The organism is Pseudoruegeria sp. SK021 (assembly GCF_002119405.1).
In the GTDB taxonomy this organism is placed as follows: domain Bacteria; phylum Pseudomonadota; class Alphaproteobacteria; order Rhodobacterales; family Rhodobacteraceae; genus Meridianimarinicoccus.
Genome location: NZ_MTBG01000003.1, coordinates 1 through 13,042, shown reverse-complemented (window position 1 = coordinate 13,042; position 13,042 = coordinate 1). Strand labels below are relative to the sequence as shown.

The 13,042-nt window shown below is 63.7% G+C and carries 9 protein-coding genes; 1 reads left to right on the top strand and 8 read right to left on the bottom strand.

Annotation, left to right across the window (positions count from 1 at the left end; genetic code table 11):
- The 6 genes from BV911_RS03640 to xdhA all read right to left on the bottom strand — a co-directional run bounded on the left by BV911_RS03640 (position 1) and on the right by xdhA (position 8,378).
- Positions 1–927, bottom strand: a complete 927-nt coding sequence (locus BV911_RS03640; RefSeq protein WP_086052236.1) for an ABC transporter permease — start codon at positions 925–927, stop codon at positions 1–3.
- Entirely contained in the window at positions 924–2,009 is a 1,086-nt protein-coding gene (locus tag BV911_RS03635; protein ID WP_086052235.1) for an ABC transporter permease, read from the bottom strand. Before BV911_RS03635 ends, BV911_RS03640 begins: the two co-directional genes overlap by 4 nt.
- A gap of 87 nt (positions 2,010–2,096) precedes the next feature.
- On the bottom strand, positions 2,097–3,614 hold the full coding sequence (locus BV911_RS03630) for an ABC transporter ATP-binding protein (protein ID WP_086052234.1): 1,518 nt from the start codon (positions 3,612–3,614) through the stop codon (positions 2,097–2,099).
- Positions 3,611–4,564, bottom strand: a complete 954-nt coding sequence (xdhC, locus tag BV911_RS03625; RefSeq protein ID WP_086052233.1) for a xanthine dehydrogenase accessory protein XdhC — start codon at positions 4,562–4,564, stop codon at positions 3,611–3,613. The genes BV911_RS03630 and xdhC overlap by 4 nt, the downstream gene beginning before the upstream one ends.
- Positions 4,561–6,972 carry a xanthine dehydrogenase molybdopterin binding subunit gene (gene xdhB / locus BV911_RS03620; protein WP_086052232.1) on the bottom strand — a complete coding sequence of 804 codons (2,412 nt, stop codon included), beginning with the start codon at positions 6,970–6,972 and terminating at the stop codon, positions 4,561–4,563. The genes xdhC and xdhB overlap by 4 nt, the downstream gene beginning before the upstream one ends.
- Complete coding sequence (xdhA, locus tag BV911_RS03615; protein WP_086052231.1) at positions 6,969–8,378, bottom strand: xanthine dehydrogenase small subunit; 1,410 nt, start codon at positions 8,376–8,378, stop codon at positions 6,969–6,971. The genes xdhB and xdhA overlap by 4 nt, the downstream gene beginning before the upstream one ends.
- A gap of 217 nt (positions 8,379–8,595) precedes the next feature.
- Between xdhA and dnaE the strand changes: the two genes are divergently transcribed.
- The gene (dnaE, locus tag BV911_RS03610) at positions 8,596–12,108 is read left to right on the top strand and encodes a DNA polymerase III subunit alpha (protein WP_086052230.1); all 3,513 of its coding nucleotides are present in this window, start codon (positions 8,596–8,598) and stop codon (positions 12,106–12,108) included.
- A gap of 99 nt (positions 12,109–12,207) precedes the next feature.
- Here dnaE and BV911_RS03605 read toward each other — a convergent pair whose 3' ends face one another.
- Both BV911_RS03605 and BV911_RS19740 read right to left on the bottom strand, forming a co-directional pair.
- Positions 12,208–12,726, bottom strand: coding sequence for a hypothetical protein (locus BV911_RS03605; protein ID WP_086052229.1), 519 nt, complete (start codon positions 12,724–12,726; stop codon positions 12,208–12,210).
- 132 nt (positions 12,727–12,858) lie between these two features.
- Positions 12,859–13,042 (bottom strand): hypothetical protein (locus BV911_RS19740; RefSeq protein WP_205963790.1); only part of this gene is annotated, 184 nt, incomplete at its 5' end.

The following is a 13,042-nucleotide window of genomic DNA, read 5'->3' as shown; positions in this document are numbered from 1 at the left end:
TCAGTTTGACGCATGGAACACCCGGCCTAACGTAGCGGGCGCGTTCAGAGAAGCCCGCCGATCCGCCGACATGACCACCAACACCAAAATAGTGATCACATAGGGCGACATGGAGAGGATCTCGACCGGCACGGCAAGGCCCGCTGCTTGCAGGTTCAGCTGTAGCACAGTGATGCCGCCGAACAGATAGGCCCCAAGCAGCACGCGCCACGGCTTCCATGCGCCAAATACCACCAGCGCGAGGGCGATCCAACCGGCCCCAGCCGTCATGCCTTCGGTCCATTGCGGCACCCGCACGAGGCTGAGATAGGCCCCGCCCAGGCCCGCACAGGCCCCGCCGAACAGGATGGCAAGGATGCGGATGCGCACGACCTTGTAGCCAAGCGCGTGGGCGGCGTCATGGTTTTCCCCCACGGCCCGCAGGATCAGGCCGACCCGGGAAAAGCGCAGGACCGCCCAGATCGCAGCCACCAGCGCGATACTGACATAGACCATGGCATCATGCTGAAACAGCACCGGGCCAACAAACGGCAAATTCGACAGCGGGCCAAAATCCAGCTCCGGCACCGGGGGCGGTTTCAATCCGGCATAGCTTTGGCCGATCAGGGCCGAGAAGCCGAGCCCGAACAGGGTCAGCGCAAGGCCGGTGGCCACCTGATTGGACATCAGAACTTGGGTCAGGACGGCAAAGATCAGGGACAGGACGGCACCGCCAAGGGCGGCGGCGATAAAGCCCAAAATCGTGCTGCCGGTCTCGACCGCCACGGCAAAGCCACAGATCGCGCCGATGATCATCATCCCCTCGACGCCCAGATTGAGGACGCCGGATTTCTCGGTGACCAATTCGCCAAGGGCGGCCAGCAGGATCGGGGTGGCGGCCACCATCAACGAGGCCAGCAGCAGTTCGAGGGAAATGTTCAGCATCATGCAGCCTCCGGCTTGCCAAGACGCAGGCGGAAGTTGGACAGCACGTCCACCGCCAGCAGGAAAAACAACAGCATGCCTTGAAACGCCTGAATGGCGGCGGCGGGCACCCCCAGCATGAACTGTGCCAACTCGCCGCCGATATAGGTCAGGGCCATCAGGATCCCGGCCAGCAGAATGCCAATGGGATTGAGCCGGCCCAAAAAGGCGACGATGATCGCGGTAAAGCCATAGTTGGAATTGAAATCAATGGTGATTTGCCCGGCTGGCCCCGCCACTTCGAACATCCCCGCCAATCCGGCCAGTGCCCCGGAAATGCCGAGGCAGATCACCACCAAAGCGGCCGGGTTCACGCCTGCGAACCGTGCCGCCCGCGGTGCCGATCCGGCCACCCGGATTTGAAAGCCCAACAAATGCCGCGACAGCAGCACATAGGCGAAGATCACGGCGATAAAGGCGGTGACAACGCCCCAGTGAACGCCGGTGCCCGCGAACAGTTCTAGGTTGGCGGCCGCGTCGTATTGCTGAAGGTTCCGGCTGCCGGGAAAGCCGCCGCCTTCGGGATTGCGGAGCAACCCCAGCGCCATAGAAGCCAGAAGTTGCTCGGCCACATAGACCAGCAGCAGCGAAACCAGAATTTCATTGGTGTTGAAGCGGGTCTTCAGAATGGCGGGAATCATCGCCCAAGCCCAGCCGCCGAGCGCGCCCGCCAGCACCATCAGCGGAAACACAATGGGGCTGTCCAGCGGATACAGCGCCAACCCCACTGCCGCGCCGCAAATGGCGCCGATGATGTACTGGCCCTCGGCGCCGATGTTCCAGACCCCGGCCCGAAAACCCAGACTGAGGCCAATGGCAATCAAGATCAGCGGCCCGGCTTTGACCAGCAGCTGGGGGCGCGAATAGGCCGCGAACTGCTCGTTGAACAGCGGATCCCAAAAGATCGTGCGGATGGCCTCGACCGGGTCTTTGCCAAGCGCTGCGAACATGATGCCGCCTGCAATCATCGTGGCCAGAACCGCCATCACAGGCGTCAGCGCGGTCCACATCCGGGACGGCGATGGGCGTCGTTCAAGGCGGATCATTGGCGGGGTCCTTTGATGGTGATCGGGGTCTGACAACAGGGCGCGGGCCGCGCGCATAGCAGATCGCGCGGCAATTCACGCGGCGATTCACACATGGGCCACCTCCATGTCATGGGCGCCGCCCATCATCAGGCCAATTTCGTCCAAGGTCAGGCCATAGGCCGGGCGGGGCGCACTCAGCCGTCCGCCATTCAAGGCTGCGAACAGGTCAGAGATTTCCAACAGTTCGTCCAGATCCTGACTGATCACCACCACTGCCGCGCCCTGTTGGGCCAGATCCAGCAGGGCTTGTCGGATGGCGGCCGCGGCCGAGGCATCGACGCCCCATGTCGGTTGGTTCACCACCAGACAGGTGGGGGCTTGCAGCACTTCGCGTCCGATCACAAATTTCTGCAAGTTGCCCCCCGACAGCGCCCGGGCGGCGACATCGGCATTGGGGGTGCGCACGTCAAAGGTGTCGATGATGTCGGCGGCGAAGGCGCGGGTGGCGGTCCAGTCCAGAAACCCGTTCCGGCTGAGCCCTTTGCGTAAGGTTCCGGTCAACAGAGCATTTTCCACCAAGCTCATATCCGGGGCGGCGGCGTGACCCAGCCGTTCCTCGGGGGCCGACAGGATCCCCAACGCGCGGCGCTGGTTCGGGCCAAGCCCGCCAATGTCTTGGCCTTTGAAGGTGATGTGGCCGGTGGGCACACAGGCCTCGCCTGAAATCACCGACAGCAATTCTTCCTGCCCGTTGCCGGCAACCCCGCCAATGCCGACGACCTGACCGGCCCGAACCTGCAAGTCGACCCCCCGAAGCGAGGTGCCAAACTGACTGGTCGATGGCAGGTCAAGCGCGGTGATGTTCAGCAGCACCTCGCCCGGTTCGCCCGCCGGACGTGTCGGCGTCTTCAGGCTGGTGCCGATCATCATTTCAGCCATCTCGCGCGCCGTCGATTGTGCGGGGATGCAACTGCCGACGACCTTGCCAAGGCGCAGCACCGTGGCGCTGTCGCATAGGCTGCGGATTTCATCCAGCTTGTGTGAGATGTACAAGATCGCGGTGCCCTCGGCGGACAGTTTGCGCAGGGTGGTGAACAGAATGTCCACCTCCTGCGGCGTCAGCACCGAGGTCGGCTCGTCCATGATCAACAAGCGCGGGTTCTGCAACAGGCAGCGCACGATCTCGACCCGCTGCCGTTCGCCCGCCGACAATTCGCCAACCCGGCGGCCCGGATCCAGTGGCAGTCCGTAGGCGTGGCTGACGGTGCGGATCTGCTCGGATAAATCGCGGCGCGGCGGCGGCTTTTCCATGCCAAGCGCGATATTCTCGGCCACGTCCAGCGCCTCGAACAATGAGAAATGTTGGAACACCATCGCCACGCCGGACGCCCGGGCTGCTTTTGGTTCGGCGGGGGCATAGGGGGCGCCGTGCAGGGTCATGCGGCCACTGTCGGGCTTGACCAGCCCGTAGATCATCTTGACCAGCGTAGATTTTCCGGCGCCGTTTTCGCCGAGCAGGGAATGGATTTCGCCCGGTCCGATGGACAGGCTGACCTTATCATTGGCAACGACGCCGGGATACGCCTTGGTCAAATTGTCGAGGGTCAAAAGGCTGTCGGTCATGCGCGGGTCTCCTTCGCGGGCGCGGCGGCGGCGCTAGCAGGGCGCAGCAAGGCGGCGGCGGTGCTGATGGCGATGGCATGGGGTGTCTTGCCAAGGCTGGGGTCGCCGATCGGACAGTTGATCCGGTCGATGCTGGTCTGAACATGGCCGAGCGACCGCAGGCGGCTTTGGAACCGCGCCCATTTGCTGGTTGATCCGATCAAGCCGGTGCGCCCGAACCCATGCGCCAGCAAGGCGTGGCACAGATCCAGATCCAAGGCGTGCGAATAGGTCAGGATCAGGTGATCCGCGTCGGGCGGCGCATGGCGCACCAAGGCCACAGGATCGGCCGCGGGCAGCACCGTTACCCCGTTTGGCACAGTGTCCGGAAACCGCTCTGGGCCGGTATCGATCCATGTCAGGGCCAAACCGGGCAGCGGCGCCATCACGTCGATCATGGCGCGGCCCACATGGCCCGCCCCCCAAATCCACAGGGGCCGGTCGGGATGCGCCACCGGTTCGATCATCCAGCCGTGGCTGAAGTGCGGCGGCGGCGCGATGCCTTCCTGCCGGGCCTGCCGCAGGGCGCGGCGCAGGGCCAAGGGCGTTTCGGCATTGCCTTCGATCCGGCGCAGGATCGGCGTCTCTGGGGGCAAGGCGTCCGTCAGTGCCGCGATCCGGGCCGGGTCATAAACTTCGGTGATCAGGGTGACTGTGCCGCCGCAGCATTGCCCGAGGCTTGGCCCCAACGGATGGCGGCTGACCCTGTCTGCCTGCGTGCCGAGGGCCGCCAGCGCCGCCTGATGTTCCAATGCGCCGCCGCCGATGGTGCCCGATTGTCCGCCCGCCCAGACCAGCATGGCCGCGCCAACCTCGCGCGGGGACGAGCCGCGCACTTCGGCGACCAGCACCCGTGCGACCCGGCCATGCGCCGCGACCGCGCGCTGCAGCGCTTCCAGATCAAAGCTCATGCGGCTTGCACACGGCGGACCGCTGCCAGCACCGCTTCTGGCGTGGCGGGGGCATCAAGGCTGGGCCAGACCGTGCCGCAGGCGGCCACCGCGTCGGTCAGGGCCGACAGGGCGGAAATTCCCAACATGAACGGCGGCTCACCCACCGCTTTCGAGCGATAGATCGTGTCTTCGGTGTTGCGCCCATCCCAAAGATCGACGTTGAACACTGCCGGACGATCCGAACAGGCGGGGATTTTATAGGTCGAGGGCGCGTGGGTGCGCAGACGGCCCTTGTCGTCCCAGACCAATTCCTCGGTGGTGAGCCAGCCCGCGCCTTGGACATAGCCGCCTTCGATCTGGCCGATATCCAGCGCCGGGTTCAACGACTCGCCCGCGTCGTGCAGAATATCGGTGCGCAGGATGCGGTTCTCACCGGTTAGGGTGTCGATCACCACCTCGGTACAGGCCGCGCCATAGGCGAAGTAAAAGAACGGCCGTCCCCGTCCCTTGATCCGGTCCCATTCGACCTTGGGGGTGCGGTAATAGCCGGTGGCGCTCAGGCTGATCCGGTTCATATAGGCCAATTCTGCGGCTTCGGCGAAGCTGTAGGTCTTGCCGCCCGCGTGGACCGCGCCATCCTCGAACCGCACCTCTGCCGCCGCGATCTGGTTCAAGTCAGCCAGCAGGGTGGCGATCCGGTCGCGGATGGTGTCACAGGCGGCTTTTACCGCCATGCCGTTCAGGTCCGATCCCGACGAGGCCGCCGTGGCCGAGGTGTTGGGCACTTTGGCGGTATCCGTCGCCGTGATCTTGATCATGCTCAGCGGCACACCGAACCGCGCCGCCGCCACTTGCGCCACCTTCTGGAACAGGCCTTGCCCCATTTCGGTGCCGCCGTGGTTCATGTGGATCGACCCGTCCTGATAGACATGCACCAGCGCGCCAGCCTGATTGAGGTGGGTCAGGGTGAACGAAATGCCGAATTTCACCGGGGTCAGGGCAATGCCCTTTTTCAGCACCGGATGGGCGGCGTTCCAATCCGCCACTGCTTTGCGCCGGGCGGCGTAATCGCAGCGCGTGGCCAGCGCGTCGGTCAGGCTGTTGAGGATAAAATCAGTGACCGGCATGTGATAGGGCGTGGTTTGGGCCGCGCCCGCCGTCACCGAGGTTGGGCGGCCATCTTCGGTTGCGGTCGCCCCGCGCGAGGTCAGGTCAGTATTTGCGTCAACCGGCGCGACTACGGGGGCGGGGTCTTCGGCACTGTGTGGCGCGGTCCCAGGCGCAGCCTCGTCATAGTAATTGACCCGGCGCACCGCCAGCGGATCAAGCCCCAGATGATGCGCGATCCGGTCCATCACCACTTCGATGCCCAGCATACCCTGCGGTCCGCCAAAGCCGCGATAGGCGGTGGCGCTTTGGGTGTTGGTCTTCAACCGATGCGAGGTGATGGTGATGTCGGTCAGGTGATAGGCGTTGTCGGCATGCAGCATCGCCCGGTCCGCCACTGGCAGCGACAGGTCCATGCTCCAGCCACATCGGGCGTAATGATCGAAGGTGATGCCGCTGATCCGGCCATCCGCATCGAAGCCCACGTCATAGCCGATCCGGAAATCATGGCGCTTGCCGGTGATCATCATGTCATCGTCGCGGTCATAGCGCATCTTGGCGGGCCGTCCGGTCCGCGCCGCCACCAGTGCACAGGCAATCGCCAGCGCGTTGCCCTGACTTTCCTTGCCACCAAAGCCGCCGCCCATGCGCCGGGTCTCGACCCGCACCGCATGCATCGGCACCGACAGGGCTTCGGCCACTTTGTGCTGAATCTCGGTCGGGTGCTGGGTGGAACTGGACACCACCATATCGCCGCCTTCTTGCGGCAGCGCGAGGGCGGCCTGACCCTCAAGATAGAAATGTTCCTGTCCGCCCATGGTGACGCTGTCTTGCAGGCGGTGCGCGGCTGCGGCAAGGGCGCGGTCAGCCTCGCCCTTGCAGTAAATGCGCGGGCCGTCTTCGAACCGGCTGTTGGCGGCCAGCGCCTGATCGATGGTCAGCAGCGCCGGGGTTTCTTCGACCTCGACCTGTGCCAGCCGCGCCGCGCGCCGCGCCGCCAGATGGCTGGTGGCGGCGACCAGAAACAACTGTTGCCCCAGATAGTGGATGGTGCCGTCGCACAGCAACGGCTCGTCATGGTTGGACGGCGAGCAGTCGGGATTGCAGCCCAGATCGGCGGGGGTATAGACCGCGACAACGCCGGGGGCGCGGCGCACCGCTGACAGATCCATCGCGATCAGGCGGCCGGCGGCAACCGGGCTCAGACCGAAGGCCAGATGCAGGCAGTTGGCGGGCAGGGGTTGATCGTCGACATAGCGGGCCTGCCCCGTCACATGCAGGCGGGCGGCGTCATGCGGGTGGGCGGTGCCGACGCTCATGGTGTGACCTCCAGAACGTTGGTCGGGGTGTCGCCCAGACTGTCGAGATAATACCGGTGCAACAGGTTCTCGGCGCTGTGCAACCGATATTCCGCCGAGGCGCGCATATCCGACATCGGGGCGTAATCAGTGGCAAACAGCGCGGCCGCCGCGGCGATCGTGGCTTCGGTCCAGGGTTGGCCGATCAGCGCCGCTTCTACATGGGCGGCGCGTTTGGGGGTGGCCGCCATGCCGCCAAAGGCGATCCGGGCGCTGCGCACCGTGCCATCCTCGACCGCGATGTTGAAACAGCCGCACAGGGCGGAAATGTCCTGATCAAAGCGTTTCGAGATTTTATAACAGCGCAGATGATCCGGTTGCAGCGGGATGCTGACCGCCTCGACAAATTCGCCGGGGGCGCGATCCTGTTTGCCATAGGCAATAAAGTACTCGTCCAGCGGCAGGCTGCGCCGCTCGCCCCCCCGGCGCAGATGCAAGGTCGCCCCCAGCGCGATCAGGGCCGGAGGGCTGTCGCCAATGGGCGAGCCGTTGGCGATGTTGCCGCCCACCGTCGCCGCGTTGCGCACTTGGGTCGAGCCATAGCGCCGGATCATCTCAGCAAAGGACGGGTGCCGGTCTTGCAGCGCCAGCCGCAGGTCAGTCAGACTGGTCATCGCCCCGACATGGATCGCGTCCGCCCCGATGGTGACACCTTTCAGATCGCTGATCCCGCCCAGAAAACAGACCGGATCAAGATCGCGCAACTGCTTGGTGACCCACAGCCCCACATCTGTCGCTCCGGCGATCAGGGTGGCGTCAGGATGGGCCATATACCACTCGGCCAGCGCATCGGTGGTCTGCGGCGCGACGACGGTGCCGGTCACGGGCTGCGCCGGGGCCTCGGCCCCGTCGGTCAGCGCGTCGGTCAGGAATGTGGCGCGGTCGGCTGCGATCCACTGCGGGATTGTCGCGGCCTCAGCCGCCTTTGCGGCGCGGATGATCGGTGCATAGCCGGTACAGCGGCACAGGTTCCCGGCCAGTTGAGTGTCATGGTCGGTGGCGCCATTGGTATGGGCCGTGACCATCGAGACGACAAAGCCCGGGGTGCAGAAGCCGCATTGCGAGCCGTGTAGATCGACCATCGCCGCTTGCACCGGGTGCAACGCGCCATCGGGACCGGACATGCCTTCGACGGTGCGGATGGCCTTGCCGTCAAGCTGGGGCAGGAACAGGATACAGGCGTTCAAGGCCCGCGCGCCGTGACTGTCTGTGACCATCACCGTGCAGGCCCCGCAATCGCCCTCATTGCAGCCTTCTTTGGTGCCGGTCAGCCCGCGCCGTTCGCGCAGCCAGTCCAGAAGTGTACGCGTGGGGGGTTCGCCCTCGATGCGCACGGTCTCTCCGTTGAGAAGAAACGAAGTGTCCATGTCGTTACCCACCGCTGTCTGCCATCCGTCCCGTCGTACAATTGCCCGATGCGGCGTAAAGCAAATGCCGAAGTTGTGACTTGAACAAGACGTGTATTGCCGCACGTTGGCAAGGGCAGGGATGCAGTTTTGTGCTGAGACAACGGGCAGAGATTAATTTTTATGCAGTCGCGCGCGGCCTCTGGGAGCCAGCGGTTTGCCCCGCTATGATCGGATGATGAGCAAAGAACCCCGATTCATCCACCTCCGCCTGCACAGTGAATATTCCCTTCTGGAAGGGGCAGTGCGCCTGAAATCCCTGCCCGGACTGATTGCGGGCATGGGAATGCCGGCCGTGGCCGTCACCGATACCAACAACATGTTCGCGGCGCTGGAATTTTCCGTCTCGGCCGCCAAAGCCGGGGTGCAGCCAATATTGGGCTGTCAGGTGGATTTGGCCTTCGAGGCGGCGGCGCAGAACGGCCGTGCCGCGGATCCCGCCCCGGTGGTGCTGTTGGTGCAGAACCAGACCGGCTATCTCAACCTGCTGAAGCTGAACACCGCGCTCTATGTCGGCAAGGGCGGGCAGTTGCCGCAAGTGACGCTGGACGAACTGGCCCAGCATGCGGAGGGCTTGATCTGCCTCAGCGGTGGGCCGGATGGGCCGGTGGGGCGTCTGTTGCGCAACAACCAGCGGGCCAAAGCCGAGGCGCTGCTGTCTGCCTTGGCGCGGGCTTTTCCAGACCGGCTCTATGTTGAATTGCAACGCCATCCCGGCGAAGACGGCCAGCCCTTGGCCGAAACCCAAAGCGAACGCGGCCATATTGAGATGGCCTATGCCATGGACCTGCCGCTGGTCGCCACCAATGACGTTTATTTCCCCAAGACCGACATGTATCAGGCTCATGATGCGCTGATCTGCATCGCCGAAGGGGCCTATGTCGATCAACAGGAACCGCGCCGCCGCCTGACACCGCAGCATTACCTGAAAACGCCCGAAGAAATGGTGACCCTGTTTGCCGATCTGCCCGAGGCAATCGAGAACACGGTCGAGATTGCCCGGCGCTGCGCCTTCAAGGCCAACCTGCACGACCCGATCCTGCCGCGCTTTGCCGATGACGAGGTGGACGAGCTGCGCCGCCAAGCCCGCGCAGGTCTGGCCGCACGGCTTGAGGTGATCCCGCACGCCACCGAGGTCGCGGACTACGAGGCCCGGCTGGAGTTTGAGCTGAAGATCATCGAAGGCATGGGCTTTCCCGGCTACTTTCTGATCGTGGCCGACTTTATCAAATGGGCCAAGGACCAAGGTATCCCGGTGGGGCCGGGCCGGGGGTCTGGTGCAGGCAGCTTGGTCGCCTATGCGCTGACCATAACCGACCTTGACCCGCTGCGCTATTCGCTGCTGTTCGAGCGGTTCTTGAACCCCGAACGGGTCTCCATGCCCGACTTCGACATCGACTTCTGCATGGACCGCCGCGAAGAGGTCATCACCTACGTTCAGGGCAAATATGGTCGCGACCGCGTCGGGCAGATCATCACCTTCGGTGCGCTGTTGTCCAAGGCGGCGGTGCGCGACGTGGGCCGGGTGCTGCAAATGCCCTACGGACAGGTGGATCGCCTGTCGAAGATGATCCCGGTTGAAGGCGTCAAGCCGGTCAGCATCGCCCAAGCCCTGATCGACGAGCCGCGCCTGCGCGAAGAGGCCCGCAACGAAGAGGTCGTCGCGCGGCTGTTGGAATACGGCCAGCAGGTTGAGGGATTGCTGCGGAATGCGTCGACCCACGCCGCTGGTGTGGTGATCGGGGACCGGCCTCTGGATGAGCTGGTGCCGCTCTATCAAGACCCGCGCTCGGATATGCCCGCGACGCAGTTCAACATGAAATGGGTGGAGCAGGCCGGACTGGTGAAGTTCGACTTCCTCGGCCTGAAAACCCTGACCGTGATTCAGAACGCGGTGGAACAGATCAACGCCACCGGTCGGCCCCTGCATCAGGCGGCAGATGGAACCGTGCTGTACGATCCGGCCCCCGGCACTGAAAACGACATCGCCGCGATCCCGCTGGATGATGCCAAATCCTATAAGCTCTATGCCGATGCCAAGACGGTTGCGGTGTTTCAGGTGGAAAGCAGCGGCATGATGGATGCCCTGCGCCGGATGAAGCCCGACTGCATCGAGGATATCATCGCGCTGGTGGCCCTCTATCGTCCCGGCCCGATGGAAAATATCCCCAAGTTCTGTGAGGTCAAGAATGGCCTCAGCGAACGGGACACCCTGCACCCGTCCATCGACCATATCCTGAATGAGACCCAAGGCATCATCGTTTATCAGGAACAGGTGATGCAGATCGCTCAGGAAATGGCCGGTTACAGCCTTGGCGGCGCGGACCTGTTGCGCCGGGCCATGGGTAAAAAGATTCAAGAGGCGATGGACGCCGAGAAGCCCAAGTTCCTGAAAGGCGCGTCCGAGAACGGGGTGGATGGGGCCAAGGCCACCGAGGTCTGGAACCTGCTGGATAAGTTTGCCAATTACGGCTTCAACAAATCCCACGCGGCAGCCTATGCCGTGGTCAGCTATCAAACGGCTTGGCTTAAGGCCAATCACCCGGTCGAATTTATGGCCGGGGTGATGAACTGCGATATCCATCTGACCGACAAGCTGGCGATCTATGCCGAAGAGGTGCGTCGCGGCCTTGGCCTGACCATCGTGCCACCTTGCGTCAACCGCAGCTGCGCCCGGTTCAGTGTGGCCAATGGCGCATTGGTCTATGGTCTTGGCGCGTTGAAAAACGTGGGCGTCGAGGCGATGAAGATGATCGAGGCGGGCCGGGGCGATACCCCCTTCGCCACCCTGTTCGACGTGGCCCGCCGGGTGGACCTGAAACGCATCGGCAAGCGGCCGATGGAAATGCTGGCCCGGGCCGGGGCGTTTGACCAGTTGGATCCGAACCGGCGGCGGGTGTTTAGCGGCTTGGATGCGCTGGTGTCCTATTCGGCGGCGATCCATGATCAGCGAGCCTCGAAACAGGTATCGCTCTTTGGCGAGGCCGGGGATGACCTGCCTGAACCGCGTCTGCCGCAGATGGACGACTGGTTGCCCACCGAACGGCTGGGCGAAGAGCATATGGCCATCGGGTTCTACCTGTCGGGCCATCCGCTGGATGATTACATGGCCCCGCTGAAACGCTCGGGCGTACGCACCTTGGCCGATGTGGCCGAGGCGTCGCGCAGCGGCCCGCTTGCTGCCAAGCTGGCCGGGTCTGTCTCGTCGCGGCGCGAGCTGAAATCGGCGCGCGGCAATCGCTTTGCCTTTGTGCAACTGTCCGACCCCAGTGGCCTCTATGAGGTGACGATGTTCTCGGACACGCTGGAAGCCTCGCGCGATCTGCTAGAGCCGGGCAGCAATGTCGTGCTGTCGGTCGAAGCCACTTGCGAGGCCGACCAGCTCAAGCTGCTGTGCCGCTCGGTTCAGCCCATTGATGGGGCCGTGGCCGCGGCGGGCGCGACAGGGCTGCGCATTCATCTGGACGCCGCCGAAGCGGCAGCGACGGTGGCGGACCTTCTGGCCAAGGTCAACGCCGAGGCCAAAACCCGCACCCGAGCCCCGGTCGAGATTTTGATCCACGCTGCCGACTTGCTGGACTCCGGCGCAGGCGAAGTGCCGATCTTGCTACCGCAGGATTACGCGGTCACCCCGCAGGTCAAAGCCGCCATCAAATCGCTGGGTGGGGTGGCGCTGGTCGAGGATCTGTAACGCCAACGGGGCGCAGCCCAAGTTCCCGTTCCATCCGCGCACAAGCCAAAGGGGCCCGAAGGCCCCTTTGATAATTTCCAAATCAGCGCATGCCGACTGTTACATCGCGTCCGCAAGGAAGGCTTCTGCCCCTTGCTTGCGATCAGCGTCGGATTTCCCGGCCGTGCCCAGAATGCCGTCAAGTTCCAGCATCTGCTCCGTCGACAGGCTGGAGACACCATCGGTCTCTACGCCCAGCTTGGACAGCTCGGTGGTCAGGTTCTCTTCCAGCTGCGACTTATCCATCGCCGACGCATCGGCAGTGGTCATTGCGGTCGCGCCGGTTGCCGTGGTTGCGCCAGCAGCGGTGTATCCCGGCAGGGTCTCGGACAGATAGGTTTCGGCTTGCTGCTTTTTGTCAGCATCCGACTGGTTGCCGCCACTGATGATGCCTTCCAGTTCCAGCATCTGCTCGGTGCTCAGCATCTCAAGACCGTCGGTCGAGATATTGAGCTGACTTAGATTGGAGGACAGCACCTCTGTCAGCTGCGACGGGTTCGTGGTTTGAGCCGTGGCCGACATGCCCATCGGCAAGGCCAGCGCAGTGGAGATCAGAAGGGCTTTTGCAGTCGTATTCATCATAGGTCCTTTCAAATGGTCTCCGCCAAGATCGATCCGGCGAATAGCTGCGACCCCTCGTTGGGCCGCTTGAACAGTGAACGTCCGCTGGGCAGGTTTGGGTCCCGACTATCTTTTTACACATCTGTGTGATCACGCGTTGCCCTTGCTGCGGATCGCCCTAGCGACGGTGACGCCAAAGAGGGCGCTTAATACTACAGTTGCATTTTGAGCCCGGTTTTCCGATGAGCTCTTGCGGCGTCGAGTTGATGGGCGCGTCGCCATCTTGACCAATCCCAGATGACATTGGTGGAAAGAATAGGGCGCAAGAGAAGGC

Coding starts and splice junctions, on each gene's coding strand:
- BV911_RS03640 (WP_086052236.1), bottom strand. CDS start 927: ATGATGCTGAACATTTCCCTCGAACTGCTGCTGGCCTCGTTGATGGTG.
- BV911_RS03635 (WP_086052235.1), bottom strand. CDS start 2,009: ATGATCCGCCTTGAACGACGCCCATCGCCGTCCCGGATGTGGACCGCG.
- BV911_RS03630 (WP_086052234.1), bottom strand. CDS start 3,614: ATGACCGACAGCCTTTTGACCCTCGACAATTTGACCAAGGCGTATCCC.
- xdhC (WP_086052233.1), bottom strand. CDS start 4,564: ATGAGCTTTGATCTGGAAGCGCTGCAGCGCGCGGTCGCGGCGCATGGC.
- xdhB (WP_086052232.1), bottom strand. CDS start 6,972: ATGAGCGTCGGCACCGCCCACCCGCATGACGCCGCCCGCCTGCATGTG.
- xdhA (WP_086052231.1), bottom strand. CDS start 8,378: ATGGACACTTCGTTTCTTCTCAACGGAGAGACCGTGCGCATCGAGGGC.
- dnaE (WP_086052230.1), top strand. CDS start 8,596: ATGAGCAAAGAACCCCGATTCATCCACCTCCGCCTGCACAGTGAATAT.
- BV911_RS03605 (WP_086052229.1), bottom strand. CDS start 12,726: ATGAATACGACTGCAAAAGCCCTTCTGATCTCCACTGCGCTGGCCTTG.